A 23,745-nucleotide genomic window follows, 5' to 3' on the forward strand; every position below is an offset into this window, starting at 1 on the left:
AGAAAATCATGAAGATAAAAGATATAGAACTGGCGAATATCAGCCGGTTTCGCGGCGAGTTGATGGGAGCAGCCATGCTGTTCATCATCCTCTTTCATGTGGCATTGCCTAGAGAAGATGCCTTTTTCGGGCTTCGCAGAATGGGCAATGTCGGTGTAGACATGTTCCTCTTTCTCAGCGGAATAGGTCTCTGGTTCTCGTGGATGAAGAATCCTTCTGCCAAGCATTTCTTCATCCGTCGTTATCTGCGCATCTACCCTACCTGGCTCATCATAGCCTGCCTCTTCTATATCCCTTCTTTCCAGGGCGGAAGCACCTGGAACTGGATCTATCTCTTTGGCGAGATAACCATCAACTGGGGGTTCTGGCTGCATGATGAGCTCAACTTCTGGTACATCCCAGCTACGATGATGCTCTATCTCTTTGCCCCAGCCTACATGGAACTCATCAAGCGCCATCCTATCTACCGCTGGCTGCCGGTGGTGATGATCATGTGGTGCATCCTGGTACAATATGTTACCCCGATACATCAGGCTGTAGGACACCTGGAGATTTTCTGGAGCCGCGTGCCTATCTTCTTCATCGGCATCAACATGGGTGAGATGGTAAGACAGAAACAGACGCTCGACGGCGCTTCGATATGGATGATATGGCTCATGTTCCTGATGACGCTGCTGGCGAGCATCTTCCTGGAACAGGAGAAGCACGGCATGTTTCCGCTCTTCCTGGAACGCATGCTCTATATCCCGCTCACCATCACGAGTATCCTGCTGCTGAACCGCATCTTCCGCCGCACCCCGAGCTGGTTTAACAAGGGGTTCATGTTTGTGGGAGCGCTGAGCCTGGAGTGTTATCTGCTCCATATCCACTTCGTGCTGAAATACCTAGAACCGCATCACTTGGGCTATTGGCCTACCTTCTTCATCTGCATAGGCATCACCCTGCCTGCAGCATGGATTCTGAGCAAGATAGCCGGATGGATTTCTAAAGAGTTAGCTAAGTTTATCAAGTAAAAAGGAGTTTATTTATTAAGAAAAATAGGAGTTTTATGAACGAGAATAAATTGGAAGACAGTAAAGGTTTTGCTGCGCTGCTGCGACTGGTTCGCCCGAAGCAATGGATCAAGAATGGCTTTATCTTCTTACCGCTGTTCTTTGGCGGCGCCCTGTTGCATACAGATGCCCTGCTGGCGGGTCTGATTACTTTCTTCGCCTACAGTTTTGCCGCATCGAGCATCTATTGTTTCAACGATATCTATGATGTGGAGGCCGACCGCCGCCACCCGGTCAAGTGCCATCGTCCGATAGCATCGGGAGCGGTCAGCATCAAGCAGGCATACGGACTGATGTTCCTGATGTTTGCCCTCTCTATGGGTGTATGCAGCCTGCTCGGCTCATGGGAGACGATGGGAATCATCATCTTCTATTGGCTTCTGAATCTCGGCTACTGCGCCAAATTCAAGCAATATGCCATCATCGATGTGTGTATCGTGGCCTTCGGTTTCGTACTCCGTCTGCTGGCAGGTGGTGTAGCTACGGGCATCGTACTCAGTAAGTGGATTGTGCTGATGACCTTCCTCATCACCCTCTTCATGAGTTTTGCCAAGCGCCGCGATGATGTGCTGCGCATGGAGAAGACGGGCGAGGCTCCACGCAAGAATACCATCCGCTACAACCTCACCTTCATCAATCAGGCTATCACGATTACGGCTTCCGTAACCCTGGTATGTTACATCATGTATACGGTGAGTCCGGAGGTCATCGAGAATTTCCATACCGAGAATCTCTATCTTACGAGTGTCTTTGTGCTGGTTGGTTTGCTGAGATACATCCAGATTGCTGTGGTAGACCAGAAGAGTGGTGACCCTACGAAGATTATCCTGCGCGACCGCATCACCCAGTTTATCGTGCTCGCCTGGTTGCTCTCCTTCCTGATCCTTATTTATATCGTATAAGAAAATGAAGAAAAAATTATATTGTTTCGATTTCGACGGAACGCTGACAACAAGCGATACCCTGCTGGAATTCATCAGATATGCCAAGGGTACCGGTCGTTTTCTGATGGTTTTCCTGATGTACAGTCCGCTCCTGGTACTGATGAAGTTGCATCTCTTTCCCAACTGGAAGGCGAAGCAACTCATCTTTGCCCATCTTTTTGCAGGCATGCGTATAGAGAAGTTTGATGCGCTCTGCCGCGATTTTGCCGAAGAATACCAGCATCTGTTGCGCCCCAAGGGTGTTACGCTGGTACACGAAGCTCTGGTTGCAGGTGCTCAGGTTTTCATCGTGAGTGCCAGCATCGATAATTGGGTCCGCCCGTTCTTTAAAGTTCGCGGCCTGGATGGAGTCAGGGTTTTAGGCACCCAGATAGAAGTGATTGACGGCAGACTTACCGGCAAGTTCAAGAGCAACAACTGTTATGGCAAGGAAAAGGTGCATCGCATCTGCGAGGCACTGATCACCACTGCCGCCAATGCCTATGGTACCCCCTCATTATCTTTCGACCGCACGCAATACGAGATAGAAGCATTTGGCGACAGCCGAGGCGACAAGGAGATGCTCGCCTATGCCGATAAAGGTCATTACAAGCCCTTCAGAATTTAGAAACGCATAACGGAAGACAGGAAAGCCTAACGGAGTCGCGAACCATCTTGCCAAGTACCCATGTACGGCGAAACGCCGTATCAAGTATACCAACTTACTGACTTACAATACATTAACTTGTTATGAAACAAAGGAATACAGACATCGACTGGATAAGAGCCATACTCATTATTCTCATGATATTGATTCATATCGTGAGCTTCGGCAACGCATACCCCCAGCTCAAGGCAGGCATCCTGTCATTCATGATGCCTACCTTCCTCATCATCACGGGCTATCTCGTGAATATCGAGAAAAGCCCAAAGGAGATGGGAAGATACCTGATGAGTCTCGCTTTGCCTTACGTCATCATGGTGACCGGTTTCTCTGTCCTCTCCTATTTCATGCCGGTGAGAGATGGCATCACGGAACTGGCACTCTCTCAGATTTGTGAGAAGATATTCGTTACTTCCATCGGTCCCTATTGGTTCATCCAGACCATGATTATCTGCGGCATTCTCTATTACGTCAGTTTCAAAGGAGCAACCTGGGGAACCCTCAGACAGGGAAAAACGACGATGAGCACCACCACAAGCCTCTTTATCTTCGCCACCCTACTCCTGCTCCTGTCCAAGACACCCGCTCTTTCGCCCAGTGCCGCCACCTATTATTTCATCGGAGCGGTACTCAGACAATGCCACATCGGCTTTGACAGAATTTTCCGTCCTTCACCGGTTGCCCTGCTGCTCTGGATTAACTTGCTAGGCTTGGAAGAATGGTACGACTGGGGCACGCTCGCCATCGTCTTCTCCTGCTGGTGCTGCATTTCATCCCTGATGTGGATACACAGCCTCATCAAACGCCTACAGGATAATGCCAGCGTCCGAAAGACAGAAGACACCTTATTATATATAGGCCGCAACACGCTGCCCATCTACCTCTTCCACCCTATCTTTACGATGGCAGCCAAGTTTTATCATCCCCTCTTTAGCTGGGACAGGAGCGAGATTATCTTCGCCCTCGTTACCATCTTCATCGCTATAGCCGGAAGCATCGGCATCGCCAAGATGATGGAGAAGACCCATCTGGCTTATCTCTTCGGAAAAGGAAAGATGCTGAGATAAATAATACCACGATATATTTGGTAATTTGGAGATTTTGAAGTACTTTTGCAACATGAATATCAGGAACAAGATAAATAATATGGATGATGCCAGACGGGAGAAGCTGGGCGAAGTCATCAGATTCGGAATCGTAGGCGGACTGGCTACGGTGCTGCAATACGTCATCTACCTGGCTATGATGCCGGCACTGACCCATTTCATCCCCAACATGGGCGACCACAGTCTGGCTACCACAGCCAACACCATCGCCTACATCGTGAGTTTCATCTTCAATTTCATCGCCAGTACCCGCTATACATTTAAGGTAAAGGCGAATGCCAAGCGCGGAGCAGGATTCACCCTCTCCCACGTCGTCAATTACTCGATGCAGACCCTCTGCCTCAACCTCTTCGTAGGCTTGGGTCTAGCCAAACAGCTGGCTATGATACCCACCCTCTGCATCTGCATCCCGGTAAACTTCCTCCTGGTAAGGTTCTTCCTGAAAAAATAAGGGGATTCCCAAAACACGATAAAAGAAAGATATGAAAAAGATATTCGATATTTTTAAAATCAAGAAAGAGGAAAGAGTTTCAGCACTCGTCGCACTCATCATAGCATGTGCCCTCAATGCCCTGACTGTCATCAAATACCACAGCCAGTTCTCGCAGATTACAGATAATTATCACAAACTCTTTGTCAAGACCTTCCATGTGGCAGGTTTCGACCCGCTTACCTATAGCATCGTATCTCACTGGGACACAGAATATAATGTATACCGCCACCCGCTGCTGGCGTTCTTCATGTATATCCCGAATCAGATCAATCAAGGATTGATGATGCTTACCGGCATCAATGGTGTTCAGTTTGTCGTGGGAGCCATTCTGGTGTTCTGCGCCTTCTATTCCTTCATCTTCCTTTACCGGATATTCAGAGAAGTGATTGGTACAGAGCGCTTTGATGCAAATCTGCTCTCTGCCTTCTATTTCTCTTTCGCCTATGTGATGGTTTCAGCGATGGTACCCGACCATTTCATCATGTCGATGATCATACTCCTCTGCACCCTGTATATCACAGGCGTATGCATGAAGAAAGGCAGACAGCTTACCATCTGGCAGACTATCCTGCTCTTTGTATTTACAGCGGGCGTATCGCTCAACAATGGTCTGAAGACCTATCTTGCCGCCCTTTTCACCAATGGCAGAAAGTTCTTCAGTATCAAATACTTCCTGATAGGAGTCATCCTTCCTGCCGCACTCATGTGGGCTTTCGCCAGATGGGAATACCGCACCTTCGTATGGCCTAAGGAGATGGCAAGACACGAGGCTAAGATGAAGAAAAACAAGGAAGCCACAGCCAAGATTTACCAGCAATACCGCGACAGCACTGGCGTGAAAGACTCGGCAAAGGTAGAAGCTGCCGTCAGGAAAATCATCAAGGATAAAGCGCATACCAAATATGTTCGTGACCATAAACAGATATGGAACAAGAACACGGGCAAGCCTATCGCCAAGGGCGAATTCATGAACTGGACCGACAAGACGACCTCCCGCTCGCAAACTCTGGTCGAGAATTTCTTTGGTGAAAGCATCATGCTGCACCAGCAGAACCTTCTGGGCGATGTATTGCGCAACCGTCCGGTTATCGTGAAATACCAGTCTGCGGTCAATTATGTGGTAGAGGCATTCATCGTTGTGCTTTTCTTACTTGGCATCCTTGCCGGAAGAAAATCAAAGTTCCTCTGGCTCACCCTGACATTCTTCCTGATGGATGCTGCCCTCCATATCGGTTTGGGCTTCGGTATCAACGAGGTATATATCATGACTGCCCACTATATGTATGCCCTTCCTATCGCCATCGCCTTCCTGGCACTCAAGGCTAAAGGAAAGAGCCTGAAATGGGCCTTCAGAGGATTGATGCTCGCTATCACCCTCTATCTGTGGATAAGCAACGGATATCTGCTGGTAGGCTACATGCTAGGATAAATATTAGCAAGAAGACTTGATCCAACGGATGATATCCTCATGCTTCATATCAAACTTACGGGCAAAGAGGCGGTTGCTTTGTTCCAGCTCCTCTTTGTCTGCCAAAGTCCAAACGTATGGATTGCCCCGTTTCCAGTCGATGAGTCGCATACAGCCCTCATATTCATCTTTTTCAGAATACAGGGCGGCCCGGAAGTCGGGGTGATTCCATACCAGGGTCTGCAGGAAGAACTCATCAGGGCAGAAGGTATAATTGAATCTTTTCAATACAAACGGCTTCTGGCTCACCACATACTCCACGCATGCCTGCGTGATGCTCACCCAGTTGGCACCCTTGGCAAAATCCATCTTCTGGCGATGCAGGAACGGCATGAGCAGCATCGAAAGATATTTGTTCAGTCGCCTGGTAATGGCATTCAAAGCCCCATACTTCGAGCGGGTAAGACTGGTAAAGAGCCAATAACGCATCATCTTCCGGCGGCAATCCCATTCAAATTCCTCACCATGATTGATGCCCACAAACTCTTTACCCTGATGCTCCTCAAAGAACTGATGGATGTAATCCTGCGATTTGATAGGTAAATCCTGACCACTCAGCAGATGGTAGTAGGCATAAGGTCCATGCTTCAAAGCCTCCTCGAAAAGCACATACTCCGCCTTAATCTGGCTCAGATTTCCCCAACGCACATCCACCCTCTGTTCCAATAAAAAGAGGCGTGCCTTAGAAAGAACCAGCGGTTCAGCACCATCCAGCATATCCGATTTCCGGTCGATATGCAGAAATATATCATTGCGCTCATCATCGAGCATCGACAGCAATACCCTCAGAAGCGGTAAACTGCCATGAGCCATTATCAAAAAAGCATGTTTCATTGTCATTATTTATCTTTATTATCCAACTGTCCGTCCTGATGACTTTTTCACCATCATTGCGACAAAGATACACCAAATAAAAGAGAATACAAAATAAAACTCCGTTTTTATCAGAAAAAAGACACAAAATAGAGCCTTTCTTTTTGAATATTCAGAAAAAACAATTACTTTTGCAGCGCTAAGAAGGAGATGCGGCATGCATCAGCCCAGCAAAAAAATAATCAGAGAATGAACAATATATTTAGAATTAAAAAAGAAGAAAGGCTCTTTGCCTTGATTACACTCATCGTTATCATCGCCTTTAATGTGCTGATGATAACCTATCATTTTGATGATTTCGGCAAACCGAAAGCAGGATTCTGGACGCTCTTCACCAAAAACTTTCAGATTTCAGGTTTCGACCCCTACACCTACCTTACCCTCTCGAAGTGGAAGGTGTATTACACGGAGTATCGCCATCCCATGCTCCCTTTCTTCCTCTATCCTTTCTCGCTACTGAACGGTTGGCTGATAGAACTCACCTCAAGAAACTGGGCAACTACCATCGTGGCGGTGATGATGACATTTTTCTCCACCTACTCCACCCTCTTCTTCAGAAGAATCTTCAGAGAGGTGATGCAGCTGAAGGCTATAGACAGCAATGTGCTCACAGCGATGCTTTTTTCCTTTGCCTACGTGCTGCTCGTCACCTTTGTAGATGACCATTTCGGCATGTCGCTTTTCTTCCTGTCGATGACACTTTATCTGGCAGGCAAACAGCAGCAGGAACACCGCAGCATGCCTTGGTGGCAAACAGCCCTGCTCTTTTTCTTCACGGCAGGCATCACGCTGAGCAATGGCGCCAAGATCTTCCTTGCCGCCCTCTTTACCAATGGCAAAAAACTCTTCCGTCTGAAATATCTGGCATTGGGCATCATCTTGCCTACCCTCCTGATAGGTGCTGCAGGCATTTATCAGAACAAGGCATTCATTATTCCGAACCGTCTGGAAGGAGAACGGCTCGTGGCTCAGAAAGCTGCTAAAGACAGTACTTTTAGGGCAAAGATGGAACAGAAGCAGAAGCACGATAAGGCTATCGCTGGCAAGAATATCCAGAAACGGGGCATGCTCTCATGGGCAGATATGTCTATCTCCCGTTCAGAATCACTGGTAGAAAACGTTTTTGGAGAATCGCTTATCCTGCACAGGGAGCATCTGCTGGAAGATATTCACAGTCACCGTCCGATATTCGTGAAATACCAGACACCCGTTCCTTATATCATAGAGGGTATCATCGTGATTCTGCTGTGTATGGGCTTTTGGATGGGAAGAAGATCGGCCTTTCTCTGGCTCACTGCCTCATGGGTGGCATGCGATGCCTTCATTCATCTGGTCATGGGATTCGGACTGAACGAGGTTTATATCATGGCTGCCCATTGGGCGTTCATCATTCCGATCTGTATCGGATATATCATCAGAAACTGTAAGGAGAAATATCTGCCTTATCTTCGTGGAACACTCGCAGTTATCACCATCTTCCTGTTCTTCTATAACAGCACGCTGATATTCCAGTATCTCACAAGATAAAAAAAGAGAACCCGACAAGATAAAAAAGTATCTTAGATTAAAACCATCATGCTGAAAATAAGTATCTTAACCCCTATCTATGGAGTAGAAAAATATATCGAACAGTGCGCCCGTTCACTGTTCGAGCAGTCGTATGCGTCTATCGAATACATCTTTGTAGATGACTGTACCCCCGATAAAAGCATCGGCGTTCTGCAATCGCTTCTGAAAGAATATCCGGAAAGAGCACAACAGGTACGCATCATCCACCACGATAGAAACCGGGGCGTGGGAGCTGCAAGACAGACGGCACTGATGACGGCTACAGGCGATTATCTTTTATTTGCCGATAGCGATGACATGCTACCGAAAGATGCAGTTGAGAAGCTGGCAGGAAAAGCAGATAGTAGCCATGCCGACCTGATTGATGGCGGCTACCGGGAATGGTGCGATGAAAAGGCAGGCAGACTCCAGAAACCTTTTGATGTTTCTGATGAGAAGCTGCTCAAACTGCTTGTCTGTCAGAACATCATCACCAACCGGCTGTGGGGCAGAATCTATAAGCGTTCGCTCATCATGGAGCACAGGATATTCTTTGAAGAGGGCATCAACTATGCGGAAGATCTTTTCTGGAATGCCCAGTTCATGTTCTACGGCAAAAAGGTGAACATCGATGATACGGTATATTACTATCGTACCGACAATGAGAATTCCTACAATCACAATATCTCTGAAAAGAATCTCCTGTCATACTTCAAATCAACCCGCCGACTCATCGATTTTTTCGAGCAGAACGATAAGAAGCATCAGTACCTCAGGGCCACAGAGATAGGCATCGTCAATGCCTACCGCTGGGCGGCAAACGCTCATGTAGCCTTCGAAAAGGTGGATCAGGCACTCGACTACAAGCCTAAGAGCTGCCTCATCCGACTCATCATCAAGTTCATCAAAAAGGGGGTACCTGTCAAGAGGGTGAATCTTATCTACCTCGCTTACAGAAGGCTATACACTCTTCTAATATCTGCACCTTCAGCAGTTTCATGATACAGAAGTAGATGGTGGCTGAAACCAGCAGACGAACCAGCAGCAGGAGATAGATGTTCTGCAGGCTGCGGGTCATGAAATAGGTAACTACCATCGTGGCTGCCGCACAGAGCATGAATGGCAGTATATCCTTTGCCACATCCAGGAACCGCAATCCGGCAACACGCTTCATCATCCACTGCCAGACCAGAAGCCAGGCGATGATAAACACGGTATAGGCTATCACCATGGTCTGGATACCATATTGATGACAGAACAATACCAAGGCGAGCAAACCCACTACCTGACCGATGTTGCACCACATATACACATCAGAACGCCCCTTGCTGATAGCCAGATTCTGATAAAGCGTATAAATCGGCATAAAGGCACCGCTCACACAGAGAATCTGCAACAGCGGCACACTGGCTATCCATTTCTCATGAATCGTAATCAGAATGAATTCACGTGATACAAGGGTCAAGCCAAACATCAATGGAAAAGAAAGGAATGCCGTGAAACGGAGCATCTTTCTGAACACCAGCAACTCGCGGTTCTTATCGTCCTGGATAGAAGCCAAGACGGGCTGAGCTATCTGTCCCACCGTATTGGCAACAAACGAATTAGCCTTGGTGTCCCAGTTGTATGCCTGACTATAGTTACCCACATCATTAATCGGATAGAACCTGCCGAAGACAAAGGTCAATACATTGTTGCTCACCGTATTGATGATGTTGGTAACCAGGAGTTTCACGCTGAATCCAAACATCTTCCTCACGGGTCCGAAATCGATATGAAAATTCGGGCGCCATCCCGTATAATAATATCTTCCTATATTCAGCACGAGGATAAAGATAACCTGCTGCCAGGCAAGACTCCAGTAAGCCATGCCGTTGAATGCCAGTACCAGTCCCACGACATTCGAACTGATCAGAGCCATGAAATTAACGATGGTAATCTCCTTGTTCATCATGTTCTTCATCATATATCCGTTCTGGGCGATGCCAAACGAAGAGATGAAGAAACTCAGGAACACGAAGCGCGACAGGGAGGTGAGACAAGGCTGATGGAAGAAATCTGCTATCAGCGGCGCACAGAAAAAGAGCACTACATACATGGTAAGACTCACCAGGACATTAAACCAGAACACCGAGTTATAATCATTGTCGGTGGGTTTCCTGATATTCACCAGTGCCTGGGTAAAACCGCTACTCTGCAGATTGCCCGCTATCAGGGTGAATATGGTGAGGATGCCGATGATACCATAATCGGCTGGCGACAACAAACGCGCCAAGAAGATGCCAAAGAGGATATTGAGTACCTGGGTAGAGCCACTGTTCATCGCTCCCCAGAACAATCCCTTGGCGGTTTTTTCCTTTAATGATTCTGCCATCGTTTCTATCTGATAAATATGGAATATTACTTGTTTTTACTTTTTAGAATGCAAAAGTAGCATAAATAGTTTGAAGTTCAAAACTTTTTGCTTACTTTTGCAGCCGTAAAACAGAAAAAAGTATGGATATTAAGAACATCAAGAAGGAATGGAACGCCACAATACTCGATATATTGAAGGCTTTCATCGAAATCTGCAACAAGTATCACCTCAGATATTACTGTTGTGCCGGCACCGCCATCGGAGCCGCCCGTCACCACGGAATGATTCCCTGGGACGATGACATCGACGTACTGATGCCACGCCCCGACTACGACCGTCTGCTCGAAATCGCCAAGCATGAAGACTTTGGCAAATACGAGGTAGTAACTCCCTACAACAACGAGTCATACCCTCTGTATTTCTCCAAACTCGTGAATCGCGAAACTACCCTTATCGAGGAGAAGGAGCGTCCCTGCATCATCGGTCTTTACGTAGATATCTTCCCTCTTGATGCCACCGACGATGACCTGGAAACGGCAAAGGCGCTGTATCGCAAATACTCTAAGACCATCAACCGTCTGAATGCCGTAACCACCCACAATACTTTCTTTGAGTACATTTCCCTGCTCCTGCACAAGGAAACCTGGGGCCGCTTTGCCATCAAGACGATCGCCTTCTTCTGCCGCAGCAAGATGCGCCACCGCCTCATCCAGCAGATGGACGAGATGAGTCACCGGTATGACTTCGATAAGGCGAAGAACGTACTGGTGAATACAGGTTCCTACCACTATAAGGAGATTTTCCCGAAGGAATGGCTCGGCAAGGGCAAGGAATTCCCGTTCGAGGATACCACCGTCTTGCTGCCGGAGCAGGCTGATACCTATCTGCGCCACTTCTTTGGCGACTATATGAAGTTTCCACCCGTAGAACAGAGAGTAGAGAAACACCTTCGCTACTATCTGAACATGGAAAAGCGGGAAACATGGGATGAGATTAAAAGAAAGCTTTAGTCTTCCCTCACTTCCTGCAAGGTATGCCCGAAACCTTCTTCTACATCAAAGAGCGGGTTCCAGCCTAGAGCCTTGAGCTTATCCGTACTGAAGGTTGCCTTGGTGATAGGCGTGGTATTGCCCTGCTGCGCATCCGCCTCAGGAATATCAAACACCACCTTCCTGTCCGCTTTCCGCGCTATCAGTTCTGCCAATTCCCGAATGGAGATATTCGATTCTGAATGAGCCACATTATAGGCATTCCCCTTCTCTCCATCCAGCAGAAGGCGCAAGATGGCGTGGGCGGCATCTACCACATAGAGCCAGGAGCGGAAAGCCTCACCCTTGCTCTTCAGGACGATATCCTCACCCCTGAGAACATTGCGGATAAACTGGGCATACACCCTATTGTCACTCTCCGTAAAGCCCGGCCCATAGGTATGACTCAGTCTGGCTATCACCACATCGGCATCATACTCTGCTCCGTATGCCATGCAGAGCGTTTCGGCAGCACGTTTGGAAGATGGATAGCAGGCACGCACCGATGCACAATCCACATAGCCGCTGCTCTTCTCGGTAAATTCAGAGCCATCGCCCTCGCCATAGATTTCACCCGAAGAGATATAAACCATGCGCTGCATGCGGTGACTCAATCCATATTCCAGCAGGTTGGATACGCCGTTGATGTTTGCCTTCATCACCTCTACAGGGTTCTGCTTAAAGAAGTTAGGACTCGCATTGCTGGCTGCATCGATGATGTAATCAGCGCCCTCAGCCAACTCATTATAGACTGGTACCTCTATCATCCTGTCCATGCTCTTGATGACAGGCTGGGTAACGTCTATCTCTGCAAAGAAGAAAGATTCATCCTCCCAATAGGCAGCAAACTTCTGTCGGGCACGTTCCTTGTTTCTTCCGGCTGCTATCACCTTGTAGCACCGGGCAGGATTCTGCATCAGCACATCAACCACACAGCCTCCTACCAATCCTGTAGCACCAGCCACAAAAATGGTTTTGCCATGCAGACGCTCCAATTCCAAACCTTCCCGGAAAAGGCGCGCAATATCTTCCTTATATGGTGAATTTCCTATCATAACATATTTATTTTAACCAAGCCTCAGGCTGAACCTTCATCAGTGCCTTCAGTATCTCCAGATCCTCAACGGTGGTTATCTTGATGTTCTTCTCTGAACCAGGCACGATATGCATCTGTCTGCCTCCCAGTTCTGCCATCAGCGTACAGGATGCCACCGAATTGGTGATGCCCTTCTCCTTAGCCTCTTCGTGGGCTGCTATCAGATTGCCCAAACGGAAGGTCTGGGGAGTCTGCGTACGGATCAGTTTGTCGCGCGGAATACTGGTGTTGGTCGTAAAACCATCTTCGCTCTCCAGGATAGCCTCTCTACATTTGATACCCGTAATGGCATAGCCATACTTCTGGCAGATGGCGATATTGGATGAGATGATGTCTTGCGACAAGAGTGGGCGCACGGCATCATGTACCAGCACCAGGTCGTCATCACCGCATCCCGCCTCTTTCAAGCCATAGATACCATTGTGGATAGACTCCTGACCATTGCTTCCGCCAGGGAATATCCACTTCAACTTGGTAATGCAGAACTGGTTGGCATACGACTGCAGTACCGTTTCCCAACCTGCCAGACATACCACAGCAATACCCTGAATATCAGGATGCTTCTGAAAAGCCATCATCGTATGGATGATGATAGGACAGTTGTCTACATGCATAAACTGCTTTGGGATGTCCTGTCCCATTCTGTTGCCAGAACCTCCGGCTATGATCAATGCATAGTTCATATTCTCTATCTTTAAATTGATTATTTCTGAATGATTCTCCCCGGATTCCCTACCACGGTAGCCCCGTCGGGAATATCCTGGAATACCACGGCACCGGCGCCTATCGTCACGTGGTTGCCGATATGGATGCCGCCGAAGACCGTGGCACCGGTATAAATCTTCACGTCATTTCCTATGGTAGGCCTGCCGCCCTTGCCGTTGCCCAGCGTCACCATCTGCAGACAGTAGAAGTCATCACCTATACTTTCTGCGTTGAGATAGGTGGCATAGCTGTGCTCCAGATGCGCTCCCTTCCCGATATGCGGGCACCAGATGGTCATCGTACGCTCGGGTGGCAACAGCCAGCTGATGAAAACCGAACGGTATTCGCCCATGCGGTAATAAAACAGATTGCGGAAACTCCTTTCGCGGGTGCATGCCTTAATCAGGTTGAGCACCGTAGGCTTCCTGTCCTGCACCTTCAGCAGGTCGGCATCTATCTCCTTCTTATGGAGCAGATACAGAGCGATATGCGGCAACATGCGCACCGCCGAAGCTGACAATATGATGGTTTGTACTATCGGATTCATGACTCTAAATCTTGTTATAACATGGATGCAAAGATACAAAAAATAAAGCAACTAGCATGCTTTTATCCGAAAACAATTGTTCTTTTCACTAAAAATAAGATAATAGAACAGGGTTTGTAGAATTTTAGTCGGTTTTATTGCTAAATAATGTGAATTAAATAGCTTTCCATATAACTTTTCCGTACCTTTGCACAAAGTTATATATAACGATATTTCAGAAGAGGATAAAACAGAACATCATGAAGAGGATATTGATTGTTGAAGACGATTTGGCATTCGGAACCATGATACAGACTTGGCTCAAAAAGAAAGGATTCGATGTGGAAAGGGTAACATCCGTAGGCGCTGCCATCAAGGCGATGGCGGCAGAAGATGCATTCCATCTGGTTCTTTCCGACCTGCGCCTGCCCGACCACGACGGACTGGTATTGCTCCAGCATATCAGAAAGTCCGATGCCCACCTGCCTTTTATCGTAATGACTAGCTATGCAGAGGTTCAGAATGCCGTATGTGCCATGAAATCGGGTGCTACCGATTACGTGGCCAAACCTTTCCATCCCGAAATCCTCTTAGAGAAAATCCGTGAGGCTATCCAGTCGGCTGCTTCAGCGGTTTCTGCCCCTCAGCCTGCGGAATCTTCCGCCATGCAGGATGCGCCCCAAGAAGAGCAGCAGGGTGCTACGAAGGTGCCTAGATATATAAAAGGTGAAAGCGAGGCTTCAAAACAGCTCTATGAGTTCGTTTCGCTCGTTGCCCCTACCCCGATGTCAGTGCTCATTCTCGGAGCCAGCGGCACCGGAAAGGAATATGTGGCGCGCAGCATCCACGAACAGAGTCTGCGCAAGGACAAGCCTTTCTATGCCATCGACTGCGGTGCCATCCCTAAGGAGGTGGCTGCATCAGAATTCTTCGGATATAAGAAGGGTGCCTTTACCGGAGCCGAACAGGATAAGAAGGGCGCCTTCGAGATTGCTAACGGCGGAACGGTTTTCCTCGATGAGATGGGAAACCTCAACTACGAAGTACAGGTGCAGCTCCTCAGAGCCTTGCAGGAGAGGAAAATCCGTCCGCTGGGCAGCACGCAGGAGATTGATGTGGATATCCGACTCATCTGTGCCACCAACGAGAATCTGGCGCAGGCGGTAGCCGAAGGCAAGTTCAGAGAGGACCTCTATCACCGCATCAACGAGTTTACCATCTACATGCCTGCCCTCAAGGACAGAGGTGCCGACATCTTCCTCTTTGCCAACCTCTTTATCAAGCACGCCAACCAGGAACTGGGCAAGAATGTGCTCGGAATGGATGCCAAAGCCTCAGAAATCATTGCCTCATACGACTGGCCGGGCAACCTGCGCGAACTGAACAATGTGATGAAGCGCGCCACCCTGCTCACCCGTGGCAAGTATATCGGTGCCCAGGAACTGGAGAAGACGATGGCACAGACCTCCACAGCCCGACCAATCAATATGCAGCTGCACAGCGAACAGTCGGAACAGGAAAGCATCGCCGCTGCCCTGAGAGCCACCCACGGCAACAAGAGCAAGGCTGCCCAACTGCTTGCCATCGACCGCAAGACTCTCTACAACAAAATGAAGAAATACGGCATGGAGTAAAACATGCCACACCCCGATTCCCCAATATATTCCACACTATATTGGGGAATTTTTCTACACCTTTTCCCCACTTTCCCCACCTCCCATTTCTGGCACAAAGCATCATCTATATTGATTATCAGATACTTAACCAAATCCATCATTTTCTGGCACGCCTATTGTGATATTATTTAGCGAACTCGCAAATGAGTTTCAGCAAGAGAATTAATAAACAATAATATTCACAATTAAAAAACAAAAGAATTATGAAAAAGTTAGTATTTGCAGTTATCGCAGCAGTAGCAATGGTATCAGTTAGCAATGTATTTGCAGGTAACAGAATGGTAAGCGTTGCAGGTTCAGAACCAGTAGACACAGTAGCTCCAGCCGACACAACAGCAACACCTGTTGAGGCACCAGCAGCAACAGTGGATTCAACCGTAGCAGAGTAAATTCACCTTCAGAAAATAGTAATTACGCGTCGCTTTCAATGAAACAGGAGATAGATGACCAGATTTTGGCATTTATCTCCTGTTTTCGTTGGTTTATATCGCATTTTTGATTAACTTTGCACGCAAATAGCAAAAAGACTCAAAACATTAAAAGATAAGAAGATGCAGCAAACAAACGTTCCTTTCAAGGTAGCCCTGGGTTACATCATCGTCGCCATCGTACTGATTCTGGCGATAGGGCTGGTATATCGCAACACCACAACCGTGCTCGCTATCAACCAGGCAACCCGCGACTATATCGAAAAACGACAGGCAGCCGACAGTACCATGTCCAACCTGCTCAAGGAGGAACAGACCAATCTGCAGCAGCTTACCCGCGCCATGCAGGGCAAGTCATCCCACAACTATCTGCACGAGAAGATGAACAGCCTCAACAGTGGCGAAGATTCCGTTGTCGTGCATTCCAAGGCACCCAAGACCCATGTGGCAAAGAACACCACCGTAGAGGTGATGAAAACCCGCAAGGGCTTCTTCCGCCGCCTTGCCGATGCCTTCAAGAAGGAACATGCCGAAACGCTCAGCATCAGACGCGACAGCAACCAGGCTGTCACCGATACCCTCTCTACCCCGGTCAACTTAGCCGGAAACGTAGCCGATATCCTGGAACAGATTGACCGCAAGGAGAAGCAGTCTACACACGATAACCATGATGCCATCAACCGCGAGGTGAGAGACCTGCAGATAACCAATGCCCGCCTCGCCCTGCGCTCCTCCCAGCAGCTCAACGATATCCACCAGCGCGAACGTCAGGCGATGCAGCAGGCTATCAACCAGGCGATGCAGGCTCGCCAGAATCTGCTCTGGCAGATAGGTCTGCTTGCCATCGTAGCCATCACAGCCGCCGTCATCCTCGTCTATTACATCTACCGCGATACGCAGAAGGAACGCATCTACCGCGAGAATCTCGAAGAGGCTAACGAGGAAATCAGGCGCATCATGAACCAGCGCGAGCGCCTGCTCCTCACCATCACCCACGACATCAAGGCTCCGGCTGCCAGCATCTCGGGCTTCATCGACCTGATGAAGGATTATGTCGACAACCCGCAGGGCATCTCCTGTCTCAACAGCATCAAGGGTTCTGCCACCCATCTCTCCCGTCTCGTTGCCGCCCTGCTCGATTATCACCAGTTGGAAAACGGACTGATGAAGCTGAACCCTGTAGATTTCTCGCCTGCCGACATGTTCCGCCAGTGTGCCGGAGAGATGCAGATTCTGAGCCGTGAGAAGGGATTGGAACTGCATCTGGAGCTCGATGGCATCAGCAGTCCGCAGACCTACTACCGTGCCGATGCCTTCCGCATCCGTCAGATACTCAACAACCTGGTGAGCAATGCCATCAAGTATACTGATAAGGGCAGCGTCACCATCCAGGCAGCCATCAGTCCCCAGCACCTCCTCACCTTCTCGGTAAGGGATACCGGCAAGGGCATGACCACCGAAGAGCGCCAGAAGGTATTCCAGGCGTTCACCCGTCTGAAGAGTGCCCAGGGCATCGAGGGCACCGGTCTCGGACTGAACATCACCCAGGAACTGGTCAATCTGCTCCAGGGCACCCTGCGTCTGGAATCCGTCAAGGACAAGGGCAGCACCTTCACCGTCACCATTCCGCTTGCCTTAGGCACCGCTCCTGCAGTAGAAGAGGCAGAAGAGCAGAAGCCGCTCGCCCCAGTCAAGCCCCATTTCGAAAACCATAAGATACTGCTGCTCGATGACGACCCGTTGCAGCTCCGTCTGCTTCAGGAGATGCTGAAGAAGCTGGTAGGCGACAGTTGGCAAGTCTTTGCCTGTCTGCATGTAGCCGAGGCGCTCACCATGCTCCACAACGAGCATCCTGCGCTGATGATGATGGATATCGAAATGCCCGAGATGAACGGCATCAGGATGATTCAGCACATCAACCACAGCCACATGAAGGTAGTAGCGATGACTGCCCACGATGCCAGCATCATCAGAGAGTTGAAAGAAGCCGGTTTCGACGATTGCCTCTTCAAGCCGTTCAGCACAGAGAAGCTGAAAGAAATCCTCGGATTGGAGGATGCAGCATCAGAAGCAGAGGATATGGCAGAGAAAACAAGGGATACAGCATCAGCAGCAGAGGATATAGCAGAGAAAACCAATAAGAAATCCCGCTTTGCACCCCTCCTGGCCTTTGCAGAAGGCGATCCGGAGGCAGAAGCCGAGATACTCAGCACCGTCAAGCAAGAGTTGTCATCCCATCTCCAGAACCTCCAGCAGGCAACAGATGGCGAGTTATCAATAGAAGCCATCGGCAAGGCAGCCCACAAGCTCCTCCCTATCGCCACGATGATAGAGATGGAGACCCGCCAGCACATCGCCGCCCTCGCTCCCGAGCATATCAGCAATCTGTCTGCATCTCAGATAAGAGCCTACACCCAGGCCGTCATCACCGACCTGCAGGCTCTTCTCTAGCCTATCAGCTGTTGTATCTCATCCATCGGCAGTCCTGTTATTTCCAAGACTGTCGATGCATCCATCCCGTTTGCCGTCTGCCGTATCGCTGGTATTGATAACCATCTGTTTTAAAATTCTATAGCGCAAAGTTACGACATTATTTCCATTCGCACAAGAGTTTTAGACATTTTTTCTGGCAAAATGAGCTGAAATGTTGATAAAAAAAATCTTTTTCCTCCCGTATTACGTATAGTGTAATTGATGTAAATGTATATATATAATATACTTGGTATAGTATAGAAAAGAAAATTCTCGTCTAACTATCTGATATTCAAATATGTATTTTCGTGATTTGCTCTGGTAGTCATTCGGGCATATCAGAAAACACATAATTGGCCCTGATGGTACCTATTATTGGCCCTCATGGTACCCTCTGAAAGACTAAATTGCCCTGATAGTCATTGCCCACCCAAATGAGGTAAACAAACGATATACTTCCGTTTACCAACTGAAGCGGCTGCGTCGGGTTAAGGATATGGCTGAACTGGGTTACGCAGACGGCTGTACTCGCTTACGCAGACGGCTGGACTCGCTGATTGAGCCACTTGAGTAATCTGATTGAGCCACTTGATTAAGCTGATTGAGCCACTTGATTAAGCTGATAGAGCCACTTGAGTAAGCTAACTGAACTATTTGAATATCCTGCTGCATGCGCTTGCGTGCAAAAGAACAGTTAATAAAGAGGACTTTTCTACAATGTAAAGCTCTGAGTTTGTTTAACAAATTAGAGGGTGTGTCATAAATCAACAATACAAGCTAGCGAGTCCGCTAGGCGTATCTCCCCCTAACGCCTAACGGACTTGCAAACCTGTATTACGGACTTATGACACAGCACCTTTATTTTTGTCTTTATTTTTCACGTTTAGAAAGCAAGCAAGACGTAAGAAAAATATCACATTCTCTATAGCCGTTAGAAAAAGCCAGAACGCCAAACGGAATTTTCGTCAATCTATCTCTTTACAGCCCCTCTTATCACGAACCAGGCATGAACTGCAAGGGTGGGAAGAAGGCCGTAATGGGTGCGCATCACCTGAAAACGCTCCTTTAGGGAGGCTTGATGGTTCTGCGTGGTCATGCCGCCATCCAGAAAATGGGTGAGGACGGCATGGACGTTGCGCAACGGCAACTTGCGGCGAGATGACTCCCGCATGATGCGGATGCACCAGTCTACATCTGCCGAATAACGATAGTGCAGATCGTAATGAATCTCACGGGCTATGTCTGTGCGGGCATAGAATGACTGGTGGCATACCAGCATGCCCCAGATGAACGAACGCCACGTGAGCTTCTTGGGTGGGGCTAGACGGCGATGACGCAGGAAATGGCCCATCTCGTCCACGATATCGGTATCGCCGTAAAGTACGCCGGGCAGTAATTCGCCTTCGCCTACACAGCCTTCTACGTACTCCAGCGTATCGGCTGTAGGAAAGGTGTCGCCGGCATTCATGAACACCAGGTAATCGCCCGTAGCTCGGTCGATGCTCTTGTTCATGGCATCATAAAGTCCCTTGTCGGGCTCTGATATGACCACGATTTCGTGCGAGCTCTCGCCTACTGCATTGCGATGCTGATATGCCTTCACCAGCTGGAGGGTGCGGTCACGGGAACCGCCATCCATGATGATGTGCTCAATGTTGCAGTAGGTCTGGCGCTGCACGCTGTCGAGGGTACGCTGCAACTCCTTCTCGGCATTGTACGTACAGGTTACGACGGTGAACTTAATCATAACTTATAGTTTTTGTAGGCCATCGCCTCGTTATAAACTTCAATATATTTCAATGCTACGGCATGCTGCGAATAGTTCTGTGCTACCTTCTGCAGACATGCCTGCTTCAGCGCCGCCCTGTCGGCCTCTTCGAGTACCCAGTGGATGCCACTCGCCAGGTCTTCGGTATCGCGGTAGTTGGCCACGTAGCCGTTCTGCTGATGGTCTATCATCTCCGGTATACCTCCTACCCTGAACCCGATGCTCGGCACGCCGCACGCCATCGACTCCATGATGGTGTTAGGGAGGTTATCTTCGAGCGATGGCAGCACGAAGGCATCGGCTGAATTGTAGATTGCCACAATCTGCTTCTCATCGCTGACATAGCCGAGCGAATAGGACGGCAGGGTGAGGTTTACTTCCTCTGAATGGCCGCCCAGGATAGCGATGGCGGTATTCTCCTTCATCTCAGGATAGCGCGCTACCAGCCGGTCGATGGCTTCGATGAAATAACGCATGCCCTTGCGCTCGTCGGTTACGCGCTGGGATACGAAGAGGATGATATGCTTGTCGGCTGGCAGACCGGCACGCAGACGCGCCTCTGCCTGATCCTGCGGACAGAACACATGGGTATCTATCGGATTCGGGATGTTGGTGATGCGCTGGCCTACGAAGAGACCGCTACCCTTTGCCTGCCGTTCGAGCCAACGGCTACAGGTGACGAAGGAGATGGCGCCGCGATGGTAGAGTTCCTTCTTGCGGCGGAATATCTTTGCTGAGAGGTCGTTCTTGCTGCCTTTATTGGGGAGAAGCGGACAGTTGCCGCAGGCGGAGGCATAGCGGTTGCAGCCGCGGGCATAATGGCAGATGCCGGTAGCTGGCCAGAGATCGTGCATGGTCCATACCACCGGTTTGCCGCTGCGGATAATCTTGCGGATGTTCTTGAGTGAGAGCATGCCCTGGTTGATCCAGGAGAGATGGATGACATCTGCCTCCTGAAACTCGCGGAGCCTGGTGATATCGGTGCCCGATGTTGCCATGTCTACCTCCCAGAGGCGCTGGCGGGAGAAATGGAGATGCCAGAATATGCACCAGCGCTCCCACAGGAAGTTCCACTGCAACCTGAGCGAACGGGGCAGACTGACTACGGTGATGTCTTCTGTCTCCTTGTCGCGTACCAACATCTTTGCCTTAACGCCATTGTTGTTAAGGGCATCCATCAGGCGGTTGGCTGCTACTGCCGCTCCGCCTGTCTTTTCACTTGTATTTACTATGAGTACTCTCATCTGCGTATATTTTTGATACCGCAAAAAGCTGCGTATATTGATTGATACTGCAAAGATAGCACAAATCGGAGACAAAACAAAATAAAAAGGCATGTTTTTTTCGAGGAAATCGGAAAAGAGGAAACGGAAGGGGGAGAAAGGGGCATAAAAAAAACATACCACAACTCTCAACGAGCTGTGGCATGCAATATGTTTAACTTAAAAAGTCTAATCAAAATAGTCTCACGACTGTCTCAATTATCGGTTAAACAATCTACCTTAAAACCTAATAACTAAAAACCTAAATCTATTACTACTAACCTAAACAATCTATTAACCTTTTGACGCTGCAAAATTACTACTATTTCGGCTATTCACCAAATATTCAGCCAAGAAAGTGTGACGTTTTTGCATTTTTTTGATATATATCAAGCAAAAATGAACAAAAGAAACGGAAATTAACAACTTTCTGACACTTATTCTACATTTTGCTGAATATAAAGCTTTTGCCCTTTAAGGGCGTGCTGCTTGCGTTCTATCCTTTCTGGATAAGAACGGTGGCATAGGCGGAGATGCCCTCCATTCTGCCCGTGAATCCGAGTTTCTCGGTGGTTGTTGCCTTGATGGATATCTGGTCTTCGTCTACCCCCATCACCTCTGCCAGACAGGCTTTCATGGCTGGCACATGCGGGTTGAGTTTAGGGCGTTCGGCACAGACTGTGGCATCGATATTGCCCAGTGTATAGCCCTTGGTAGCTATCAGTTCCATCGTTTTGCGGAGCAGAATTTTAGAATCCACATTCAGTGTCTCTGCTGCCGTATCCGGGAAATGATATCCGATATCACGCATATTGGCGGCACCCAGCAGGGCATCGCAAATGGCATGTATCAGCACATCGGCATCGCTGTGGCCCAGCAATCCCAGTTCATAATCTATCTTGATTCCTCCCAGCCACAAGTCGCGGTTCTCCACCAGCTTGTGGACATCATATCCAAATCCTACACGTATATTCATAACTTTAAATTAATTGAATGTTGAATGTTGAATGTTGAATGTTGAATTTTTGCCTAACGGACTCAAGGGCGCTAGCCTAATTCAACATTCAACATTCAACATTCAACACTATTCATTCAACATTCAACATTCAACATTCAACACTATCTTTTAAAGAGGTCCTTCAGTCCATCCATATCAAACGACAGGGTGAAGCGGAGGGTCTGGTCGAGCGGGTTGCTCTTGGCGGTAGCCACCACATAAGCAGCATCGAGCGAAAAGACATTCATCTTGAAACCGGCACCTACGGTGAAGTACTTGCGGTTACCCTTGCTCTGACTCTCGTGATGATAACCGGCACGGAGCGCAAACTTATCATTGTATACATACTCGGCACCCAGACCGTAGTTGATTTCCTCCAACTCTTCCTTGAAACCGCCAGGGGCATCGCTGAAACTCTTGAAGATACCGCTGATGCCCGAAATATCATCATACTCACGATGCACACGGTCTTCGTATTCAGAATTGTCCTCACCCTCTTCCTGCTTCGGAACGGTAGGCACCAGATACTTGCTGGCATCGGCTGCCAGGGTTACGCGGTTGTACTCGTCGATAGGAATCATCAGCGAAGCACCCAGACGCATGTTGGCTGGCAGGAACTCGCCATACTCCTTGCCACTGAAGGTAATCTTACTACCGATGTTGGAAATATTCAAACCCAAACCCAACTGGCATTCACGCTGACCGATGACCACATAGTTCTGATAATAGGCGGCAATATCGGCGGCAAAAGCGGAGGCAGGCGAATTATCTTCGGTATAATCGAAGCGCATATCGGAATAGATCCAGCGGATGGCGGCAGCAAGAGAGAACTTCTCGCTGAGCATCAGAGAATAAGCCACATCGACCGACATCTCGTAAGGATTGATGGTCATACCCGTGCCTGTCTCGGCACCCTCTTGACTGGTGTACACTTCTCCCATATTGAAATAGCGGAGCGATGCCGATACGGCACTATAATCGCCAATGCGGTAATAACCAGAGAGATAGGCAAGATTCATATCATTGACCAGCGAGCGCAGCCAAGGAGTGAAACTGAGCGAAACACCGGCACGCGAAATGGTGAAAGGATATTTTGCCGGATTCCAGTACTGGGAGTTGACATCAGGGTCGGTAGCCGCACCGATGTCTCCCAAACCGCCACCACGGGCATCAGGAGCTATGGTTTGCGAAATGACTGCATAGTTCACAGGATTGAAGAGATCCTTCTTATCCTGCGCCTTCACTTCTGATGCCATCAGAGCGAGACATCCCAAGACGAATATCTTATAGATTCTTTTCATTGC

At 48.7% G+C, this 23,745-nt stretch carries 21 protein-coding genes; 12 read left to right on the plus strand and 9 right to left on the minus strand.

Annotated features, from left to right (window positions below; translation table 11 throughout):
* Nucleotides 1-8: 8 nt before the first annotated feature.
* The 6 genes from F7D47_RS08225 (at nucleotide 9) to F7D47_RS08250 (ending at nucleotide 5,667) form a co-directional block, all read left to right on the plus strand.
* Entirely contained in the window at nucleotides 9-1,013 is a 1,005-nt protein-coding gene (locus F7D47_RS08225; protein ID WP_119237660.1) for an acyltransferase family protein, read from the plus strand.
* Nucleotides 1,014-1,048: 35 nt separating this feature from the next.
* The gene (locus F7D47_RS08230) at nucleotides 1,049-1,954 is read left to right on the plus strand and encodes a decaprenyl-phosphate phosphoribosyltransferase (RefSeq protein ID WP_118065767.1); all 906 of its coding nucleotides are present in this window, start codon (nucleotides 1,049-1,051) and stop codon (nucleotides 1,952-1,954) included.
* Between the two features lie 4 nt (nucleotides 1,955-1,958).
* Nucleotides 1,959-2,603, plus strand: a complete 645-nt coding sequence (locus F7D47_RS08235; RefSeq protein ID WP_153086191.1) for an HAD family hydrolase — start codon at nucleotides 1,959-1,961, stop codon at nucleotides 2,601-2,603.
* Between the two features lie 122 nt (nucleotides 2,604-2,725).
* A complete protein-coding gene (locus tag F7D47_RS08240) occupies nucleotides 2,726-3,706 on the plus strand; it encodes an acyltransferase family protein (protein WP_153086192.1) in 981 nt (326 codons plus the stop codon).
* Nucleotides 3,707-3,758: 52 nt separating this feature from the next.
* Nucleotides 3,759-4,196 (plus strand): GtrA family protein, encoded by a 438-nt coding sequence (locus tag F7D47_RS08245; protein ID WP_153086193.1) that lies wholly within the window; start codon nucleotides 3,759-3,761, stop codon nucleotides 4,194-4,196.
* A 31-nt stretch (nucleotides 4,197-4,227) separates the two neighbouring features.
* Entirely contained in the window at nucleotides 4,228-5,667 is a 1,440-nt protein-coding gene (locus F7D47_RS08250; RefSeq protein ID WP_153086194.1) for a DUF6080 domain-containing protein, read from the plus strand.
* Nucleotides 5,668-5,670: 3 nt separating this feature from the next.
* Here F7D47_RS08250 and F7D47_RS08255 read toward each other — a convergent pair whose 3' ends face one another.
* Nucleotides 5,671-6,540, minus strand: a complete 870-nt coding sequence (locus tag F7D47_RS08255; RefSeq protein WP_153086195.1) for a beta-1,6-N-acetylglucosaminyltransferase — start codon at nucleotides 6,538-6,540, stop codon at nucleotides 5,671-5,673.
* 228 nt (nucleotides 6,541-6,768) lie between these two features.
* Between F7D47_RS08255 and F7D47_RS08260 the strand changes: the two genes are divergently transcribed.
* Nucleotides 6,769-8,106, plus strand: a complete 1,338-nt coding sequence (locus F7D47_RS08260; protein WP_153086196.1) for a DUF6080 domain-containing protein — start codon at nucleotides 6,769-6,771, stop codon at nucleotides 8,104-8,106.
* Nucleotides 8,107-8,154: 48 nt separating this feature from the next.
* A complete protein-coding gene (locus F7D47_RS08265; protein WP_153086197.1) occupies nucleotides 8,155-9,129 on the plus strand; it encodes a glycosyltransferase family 2 protein in 975 nt (324 codons plus the stop codon).
* Here F7D47_RS08265 and F7D47_RS08270 read toward each other — a convergent pair.
* The gene (locus F7D47_RS08270) at nucleotides 9,065-10,501 is read right to left on the minus strand and encodes a lipopolysaccharide biosynthesis protein (protein WP_118139785.1); all 1,437 of its coding nucleotides are present in this window, start codon (nucleotides 10,499-10,501) and stop codon (nucleotides 9,065-9,067) included. The two genes, F7D47_RS08265 and F7D47_RS08270, sit on opposite strands and share 65 nt — an antisense overlap.
* Before the next feature lie 122 nt (nucleotides 10,502-10,623).
* Between F7D47_RS08270 and F7D47_RS08275 the strand changes: the two genes are divergently transcribed.
* The gene (locus F7D47_RS08275; protein ID WP_118192090.1) at nucleotides 10,624-11,493 is read left to right on the plus strand and encodes a LicD family protein; all 870 of its coding nucleotides are present in this window, start codon (nucleotides 10,624-10,626) and stop codon (nucleotides 11,491-11,493) included.
* On the opposite strand, the gene F7D47_RS08280 is transcribed toward F7D47_RS08275, so the two are convergent.
* Genes F7D47_RS08280 through F7D47_RS08290 form a run of 3 tightly spaced genes read right to left on the minus strand, consistent with a single transcriptional unit; the run spans nucleotide 11,490 to nucleotide 13,859 of the window.
* The gene (locus tag F7D47_RS08280; protein WP_153086198.1) at nucleotides 11,490-12,566 is read right to left on the minus strand and encodes an NAD-dependent epimerase/dehydratase family protein; all 1,077 of its coding nucleotides are present in this window, start codon (nucleotides 12,564-12,566) and stop codon (nucleotides 11,490-11,492) included. The two genes, F7D47_RS08275 and F7D47_RS08280, sit on opposite strands and share 4 nt — an antisense overlap.
* 7 nt (nucleotides 12,567-12,573) lie before the next feature.
* The gene (locus F7D47_RS08285; RefSeq protein ID WP_118080252.1) at nucleotides 12,574-13,290 is read right to left on the minus strand and encodes an IspD/TarI family cytidylyltransferase; all 717 of its coding nucleotides are present in this window, start codon (nucleotides 13,288-13,290) and stop codon (nucleotides 12,574-12,576) included.
* Between the two features lie 20 nt (nucleotides 13,291-13,310).
* Complete coding sequence (locus F7D47_RS08290) at nucleotides 13,311-13,859, minus strand: serine O-acetyltransferase (RefSeq protein WP_022120365.1); 549 nt, start codon at nucleotides 13,857-13,859, stop codon at nucleotides 13,311-13,313.
* Nucleotides 13,860-14,098: 239 nt separating this feature from the next.
* Here F7D47_RS08290 and F7D47_RS08295 point away from each other — a divergent pair, with 239 nt between their 5' ends.
* The 3 genes from F7D47_RS08295 (at nucleotide 14,099) to F7D47_RS08305 (ending at nucleotide 18,393) form a co-directional block, all read left to right on the plus strand.
* The gene (locus F7D47_RS08295) at nucleotides 14,099-15,472 is read left to right on the plus strand and encodes a sigma-54-dependent transcriptional regulator (RefSeq protein WP_153086199.1); all 1,374 of its coding nucleotides are present in this window, start codon (nucleotides 14,099-14,101) and stop codon (nucleotides 15,470-15,472) included.
* Between the two features lie 245 nt (nucleotides 15,473-15,717).
* Nucleotides 15,718-15,903, plus strand: coding sequence for a hypothetical protein (locus F7D47_RS08300; protein ID WP_153086200.1), 186 nt, complete (start codon nucleotides 15,718-15,720; stop codon nucleotides 15,901-15,903).
* Nucleotides 15,904-16,065: 162 nt separating this feature from the next.
* On the plus strand, nucleotides 16,066-18,393 hold the full coding sequence (locus tag F7D47_RS08305) for an ATP-binding protein (protein WP_153086201.1): 2,328 nt from the start codon (nucleotides 16,066-16,068) through the stop codon (nucleotides 18,391-18,393).
* A gap of 991 nt (nucleotides 18,394-19,384) precedes the next feature.
* Here F7D47_RS08305 and F7D47_RS08310 read toward each other — a convergent pair.
* The 4 genes from F7D47_RS08310 to porV all read right to left on the minus strand — a co-directional run bounded on the left by F7D47_RS08310 (nucleotide 19,385) and on the right by porV (nucleotide 23,742).
* Nucleotides 19,385-20,161 (minus strand): glycosyltransferase family 2 protein, encoded by a 777-nt coding sequence (locus tag F7D47_RS08310; protein WP_153086202.1) that lies wholly within the window; start codon nucleotides 20,159-20,161, stop codon nucleotides 19,385-19,387.
* A complete protein-coding gene (locus tag F7D47_RS08315; protein WP_153086203.1) occupies nucleotides 20,158-21,426 on the minus strand; it encodes a glycosyltransferase family 4 protein in 1,269 nt (422 codons plus the stop codon). Before F7D47_RS08315 ends, F7D47_RS08310 begins: the two co-directional genes overlap by 4 nt.
* A 514-nt stretch (nucleotides 21,427-21,940) precedes the next feature.
* On the minus strand, nucleotides 21,941-22,420 hold the full coding sequence (ispF, locus tag F7D47_RS08320; RefSeq protein WP_006848000.1) for a 2-C-methyl-D-erythritol 2,4-cyclodiphosphate synthase: 480 nt from the start codon (nucleotides 22,418-22,420) through the stop codon (nucleotides 21,941-21,943).
* A gap of 143 nt (nucleotides 22,421-22,563) precedes the next feature.
* Nucleotides 22,564-23,742, minus strand: a complete 1,179-nt coding sequence (gene porV / locus F7D47_RS08325) for a type IX secretion system outer membrane channel protein PorV (RefSeq protein ID WP_153086204.1) — start codon at nucleotides 23,740-23,742, stop codon at nucleotides 22,564-22,566.
* Nucleotides 23,743-23,745: the final 3 nt, after the last annotated feature.

Source organism: Segatella copri (genome assembly GCF_009494835.1).
GTDB lineage: Bacteria > Bacteroidota > Bacteroidia > Bacteroidales > Bacteroidaceae > Prevotella > Prevotella copri_F.

Excerpts from the sequence above, each read along its gene's own strand:
- F7D47_RS08225 (WP_119237660.1), top strand. The coding sequence starts at position 9 with ATGAAGATAAAAGATATAGAACTGGCGAATATCAGCCGGTTTCGCGGC.
- F7D47_RS08230 (WP_118065767.1), top strand. The coding sequence starts at position 1,049 with ATGAACGAGAATAAATTGGAAGACAGTAAAGGTTTTGCTGCGCTGCTG.
- F7D47_RS08235 (WP_153086191.1), top strand. The coding sequence starts at position 1,959 with ATGAAGAAAAAATTATATTGTTTCGATTTCGACGGAACGCTGACAACA.
- F7D47_RS08240 (WP_153086192.1), top strand. The coding sequence starts at position 2,726 with ATGAAACAAAGGAATACAGACATCGACTGGATAAGAGCCATACTCATT.
- F7D47_RS08245 (WP_153086193.1), top strand. The coding sequence starts at position 3,759 with ATGAATATCAGGAACAAGATAAATAATATGGATGATGCCAGACGGGAG.
- F7D47_RS08250 (WP_153086194.1), top strand. The coding sequence starts at position 4,228 with ATGAAAAAGATATTCGATATTTTTAAAATCAAGAAAGAGGAAAGAGTT.
- F7D47_RS08255 (WP_153086195.1), bottom strand. The coding sequence starts at position 6,540 with ATGAAACATGCTTTTTTGATAATGGCTCATGGCAGTTTACCGCTTCTG.
- F7D47_RS08260 (WP_153086196.1), top strand. The coding sequence starts at position 6,769 with ATGAACAATATATTTAGAATTAAAAAAGAAGAAAGGCTCTTTGCCTTG.
- F7D47_RS08265 (WP_153086197.1), top strand. The coding sequence starts at position 8,155 with ATGCTGAAAATAAGTATCTTAACCCCTATCTATGGAGTAGAAAAATAT.
- F7D47_RS08270 (WP_118139785.1), bottom strand. The coding sequence starts at position 10,501 with ATGGCAGAATCATTAAAGGAAAAAACCGCCAAGGGATTGTTCTGGGGA.
- F7D47_RS08275 (WP_118192090.1), top strand. The coding sequence starts at position 10,624 with ATGGATATTAAGAACATCAAGAAGGAATGGAACGCCACAATACTCGAT.
- F7D47_RS08280 (WP_153086198.1), bottom strand. The coding sequence starts at position 12,566 with ATGATAGGAAATTCACCATATAAGGAAGATATTGCGCGCCTTTTCCGG.
- F7D47_RS08285 (WP_118080252.1), bottom strand. The coding sequence starts at position 13,290 with ATGAACTATGCATTGATCATAGCCGGAGGTTCTGGCAACAGAATGGGA.
- F7D47_RS08290 (WP_022120365.1), bottom strand. The coding sequence starts at position 13,859 with ATGAATCCGATAGTACAAACCATCATATTGTCAGCTTCGGCGGTGCGC.
- F7D47_RS08295 (WP_153086199.1), top strand. The coding sequence starts at position 14,099 with ATGAAGAGGATATTGATTGTTGAAGACGATTTGGCATTCGGAACCATG.
- F7D47_RS08300 (WP_153086200.1), top strand. The coding sequence starts at position 15,718 with ATGAAAAAGTTAGTATTTGCAGTTATCGCAGCAGTAGCAATGGTATCA.
- F7D47_RS08305 (WP_153086201.1), top strand. The coding sequence starts at position 16,066 with ATGCAGCAAACAAACGTTCCTTTCAAGGTAGCCCTGGGTTACATCATC.
- F7D47_RS08310 (WP_153086202.1), bottom strand. The coding sequence starts at position 20,161 with ATGATTAAGTTCACCGTCGTAACCTGTACGTACAATGCCGAGAAGGAG.
- F7D47_RS08315 (WP_153086203.1), bottom strand. The coding sequence starts at position 21,426 with ATGAGAGTACTCATAGTAAATACAAGTGAAAAGACAGGCGGAGCGGCA.
- ispF (WP_006848000.1), bottom strand. The coding sequence starts at position 22,420 with ATGAATATACGTGTAGGATTTGGATATGATGTCCACAAGCTGGTGGAG.
- porV (WP_153086204.1), bottom strand. The coding sequence starts at position 23,742 with ATGAAAAGAATCTATAAGATATTCGTCTTGGGATGTCTCGCTCTGATG.